Genomic DNA, 4,016 nt, shown 5'->3' with positions numbered 1-4,016 from the left:
AATCGGGGTGACAGGATTCGAACCTGCGACCTCCTGGTCCCAAACCAGGCGCTCTAGCCAAGCTGAGCCACACCCCGTAAACAGAATTTCTCTGTAATTTTTATCCACCGTCTCGCGACGCAAGAGTTATTATATACGATACTGCAAAACTTGTCAACCGTTATTTGAAAAAAATAAAAAAAAGTAGCAGTTCAGCCTTCACCTTCACTTCCAGCTGCCGCTGCCGGACCGGACAGCGGCAGCTGGAAGCTAAGACGGAACTGCTGCAAAATAAAAAATCCCCCCATAAATGGGAGGGGCCGGCAGTAACCATCGAGTTACTGCCGGCCGAGTATGAAAAATAAAAAGTCAATGTTAAAAGGGTGGGGTTCCTTTACACTATTTAGTATAGGAGAAAATTGTGTCATAAATTTGTCCGCACCATAAACATTTCATAAAAAAACTTAAAGAAATATGAGGAAATCTTGAAAAATGGGAGAAGAAATATAAAATCCGGCGGGAAGCCGCCAAAAGAGTGCCGAAACCGCCTGTTTATGGTATACTAGCCGGTAGAAGACATCGGTTGCGGACTGCGATCGAAGAGAGCCACAGATGATATCCATAGAACGGAATATCCATAGAAAGGAAAACCCCATGCTTTATTATGAATTTTACGAATCCGCACTGGGTCCGCTCACCATAGGAGATACGGACGGCGCGGTGAGCAGTATCAGCTTCGGCAAAATCCCTCTGAAGGAGGGAGTTCAAAAGGAAACAGATTTAACGCTCCAAACCGCCAAAGAGATTGCGGAGTATCTGGCCGGCGAGCGCACGGCATTTGATCTGCCATTGAGACCGGAGGGAACACCATTTCAGAAAAGAGTCTGGGAAGCGCTTCTGACCATTCCTTATGGGGAGACGAGAAGCTACAGGGACATTGCGGTCCTTGCCGGAAGCCCGAAAGGATTCCGGGCGGTGGGTATGGCCAACAACCGCAATCCCATCCCGATTCTGATTCCGTGCCACCGGGTAATCGGTGCGGATGGGAGCATGACCGGGTATGGGGGCGGACTTCCTATTAAGATAAAGCTGCTGGAAACAGAGCGGGGAGGAGAGTAACATGCAGCTGCCATTGGTGAGTATAATCGTTCCAATTCACAATTCGGAGAAGACACTGAAGCGGTGTGTTGACAGTATTTTAAAGCAGGATTACCGGGAGCTGGAGGTATTTCTGGTAGATGACGGAAGTGATGACGGGAGTCTGGCAATATGCCGTGAGTACGCAAAGCAGGACGCCAGGATCAAAGTAATCCGCAAGGAGCAGTCCGGGGTATCCGACGCCCGCAATCTGGCAATGGACCAGGCAGAGGGGAAATACCTGCAGTTTGTGGACAGTGATGACTGGGTTACCCCGGATGCCACGAGGATGATGGTATCCGCGGCAGAGCATAGCTCCTGCGATATGGTCATCACCCATTTTTTCCGTGTCAACCATGATAAAATAAGAAGAAAAGGCCATATCAAGGAATACGAGGTTATGACCAGGGAAGGCTTTGCGGAGCACATGATGGAAAAACCGGCCAACTTTTACTATGGAGTCATGTGGAATAAACTGTACCGCCGGGACATTTTGAACACACATATGCTTCGATGCAGCAGGGAGCTGAACTGGTGTGAAGATTTTCTGTTCAACCTTCAGTACCTCTGTTACGCGGAACGCATCTGTGCGCTGCCGTATCCCACCTACTATTACGTGAAAACGAAGAACAGCCTGGTGGCGAAGGAAGCCACGATGAAGAATACGATACAGACGAAAAAGTTTATATTTACCTATTATAAAGAACTTTATGAAAATATTGACCTCTACGAGGAAAATAAAGGGAAGATCAATCGATTCCTGATCTCCATCGCTTCGGACGGCCATTGAGAGGCCCGTTTTCCGGCCCCGCATGGCGCGGATTCCGGCCGATAACAAAAGGAAAATAATGAGAACATGATAAACAGAACATAAAGTTTATTAAGAATTGTTTGTGATTCTTTCGGTTCTTTTAATACACTATACAAAAGAATCTGAACATGTTATAATCCTCTTCGTCGCAACAAGTTAAGACAGATTATGAGGAGAGATTATTATGAGAAAGAACAGCAGGATCATTACGCTGGCAGTGGCGGCAGCCGTTATGATGGCAGTAACTGCGTGCGGATCAAAAGATAAGACAGAGACAACCGCTTCTACAGAGGCAACGACAGAGGCAGTAACCACTACCGGGGCAGAGACGACAGCGTCAGAAGCTGAAAGTACAGAGGAAGAAGACCAGGCAGAAGAGGAAGAGATGGATGAGGCTGATGAGGCCGCAGAAGAAACTACCGCATCTGCAGCGGGCGAGATTGGTTCCGACGGCGTATTTAAGGCAGCCAACGGCAAGTTTGAGATCAAGGTTCCGGCCGGCTGGACCATCGATGAGGGAAGCGATGATGAATACGTGACCTTCCTTTCCGCAAGCGGTGACGACATGCTGGAAATCATGACGATCAGCGGCAGTTCCGCAGACTCTATCCGTGAGATTTATCCGGATACAGCGGAAGAATACAAGAATATGGTGAGCCGCGGCGATGACATGGCGATTCTTTCCTACGATGTGAAGACGAAAGATGACGGAAGCCAGACCTTCCAGTACTCCATGAAGTACACGAATCCTAACGATGGGATTCACTACCTTGCTGAATCCGGTTCTTATGACGCGGCAAAGCAGACCTACTCCTGTGCGACAGGAACGGTTATGTCAACCGATGAGGCCGTTTCCAAGCAGGTCGAAGAGGCAGTAAAATCATTTAAGATTAAATAATCCGGTTTTGACGGATTGGAACAAGTAAGAGAAAAGGGATATGACCCGGAGTGATGGGGTCATATCCCTTTTTCTTCTGCCGTAAGGCGGATCAGACTGCCGCCCAGAAGGGGGACATCCTCCTCCTGATGGGTACTGATAATCGCCAGCTTTCCGGCTGTCTTCTGTTTGACAAATTCGATGACCTTTCTTCGTGTGTCCTCATCCAGACCGGTAAACGGTTCATCCATGAGGACCGCGTCAAATGGCACCGCCAGCGCCCGGCAGACGGCAACACGCCGTTTCATTCCGCCGCTTAAGGTGGAGACCGGCCGGTAGATGGATTCTTCGGGGAGAAGTTTACATAAATCTTCCTTTACGGATTCCCGTATTTCCTTCGTTACCTTCGGGAAGACCATCAGCACATTATCGAGGGAAGAGAAAGATTCACATAGGCGGTTCTCCTGAAAGACCGCCGAGAGAAAAGCGCCCTCTGTCCCGGATACCGTTCCGCTGTCAGGCTGGTCGAGTCCAAGGAGAATCCGGAAGAAGGTGGTCTTTCCCGAGCCGGAAGTGCCCATGAGGCAGTATATGTCTCCGGTCCGGAAGGTCTGGCTGACCTGGCTGAAGACTTGTCGCCCGTCAAATGATTTTGAGAGATTCGTTACTGTAATTTCCATAGTGATTGGCTCACGCACCCCGCTTTCTTTTCGCTCTGTTCTGTCGTTCTGCCGCCTTTAGGAGCTCGATGAAGACCTTTTCAAACAGGCCGCTGATGACAATGATTACCAGAGTCCAGGCGAATAAATCCGCTGTGCTCAAATAAATTTTCGCCATGTAGAGTTTTTCACCGATGGAGTGGTCGGGCACACCGATGACTTCGGCCGCGATACCGGATTTAAAGCTCATGCCCAGACTGATATTGGCGCCGCTTATGAGATAGGGAAGCAGGGCCGGCCAGTAAATGTAACGGAATTTCTTCCAGCCCGACATATGAAAGACCCTGGCCATCTCCAGAAGCTGGGGCTCCGCGCTGTGAAGCCCGGCGATGGTATTGATGTAGATCATGGGAAATACCACCAGAAACGCGATAAAGACCGACAGGTTTCTGGAACCGATCCAGATCAGCGCCAGAATGACGAAGGAAGCCACCGGCACCGATTTGACCAGAACCATGACGGGTTCCAGCAAATCCTTTAAGAATGGAAAACG

5 protein-coding genes and 1 tRNA gene are annotated in these 4,016 nt (G+C 49.3%); 3 read left to right on the top strand and 3 right to left on the bottom strand.

Annotated features, from left to right (window positions below; all coding sequences use genetic code 11):
• Positions 1–2: 2 nt before the first annotated feature.
• Positions 3–77: transfer RNA gene (locus tag ACLTD4_RS33215), tRNA-Pro, on the bottom strand.
• Between the two features lie 556 nt (positions 78–633).
• Between ACLTD4_RS33215 and ACLTD4_RS33210 the strand changes: the two genes are divergently transcribed.
• The 3 genes from ACLTD4_RS33210 (at position 634) to ACLTD4_RS33200 (ending at position 2,825) form a co-directional block, all read left to right on the top strand.
• Positions 634–1,098: a methylated-DNA--[protein]-cysteine S-methyltransferase gene (locus ACLTD4_RS33210; RefSeq protein ID WP_117622678.1), complete on the top strand. Its 465-nt coding sequence runs from the start codon at positions 634–636 to the stop codon at positions 1,096–1,098.
• A 1-nt stretch (position 1,099) separates the two neighbouring features.
• Positions 1,100–1,906 carry a glycosyltransferase family 2 protein gene (locus ACLTD4_RS33205; RefSeq protein ID WP_117622616.1) on the top strand — a complete coding sequence of 269 codons (807 nt, stop codon included), beginning with the start codon at positions 1,100–1,102 and terminating at the stop codon, positions 1,904–1,906.
• Between the two features lie 205 nt (positions 1,907–2,111).
• The gene (locus ACLTD4_RS33200; protein ID WP_055656595.1) at positions 2,112–2,825 is read left to right on the top strand and encodes a hypothetical protein; all 714 of its coding nucleotides are present in this window, start codon (positions 2,112–2,114) and stop codon (positions 2,823–2,825) included.
• Between the two features lie 59 nt (positions 2,826–2,884).
• Here ACLTD4_RS33200 and ACLTD4_RS33195 read toward each other — a convergent pair whose 3' ends face one another.
• Both ACLTD4_RS33195 and ACLTD4_RS33190 read right to left on the bottom strand, forming a co-directional pair.
• On the bottom strand, positions 2,885–3,484 hold the full coding sequence (locus ACLTD4_RS33195; protein WP_117622617.1) for an ATP-binding cassette domain-containing protein: 600 nt from the start codon (positions 3,482–3,484) through the stop codon (positions 2,885–2,887).
• A 10-nt stretch (positions 3,485–3,494) separates the two neighbouring features.
• Positions 3,495–4,016, bottom strand: a 522-nt coding sequence (locus tag ACLTD4_RS33190; protein WP_412331945.1) for an ABC transporter permease, incomplete at its 5' end; no start/stop codon positions are given.

Source organism: Hungatella sp., assembly GCF_046966825.1.
The sequence above is the reverse complement of the archived record's forward strand: the minus strand, read 5'-3'. Positions and strand labels throughout refer to the sequence as shown.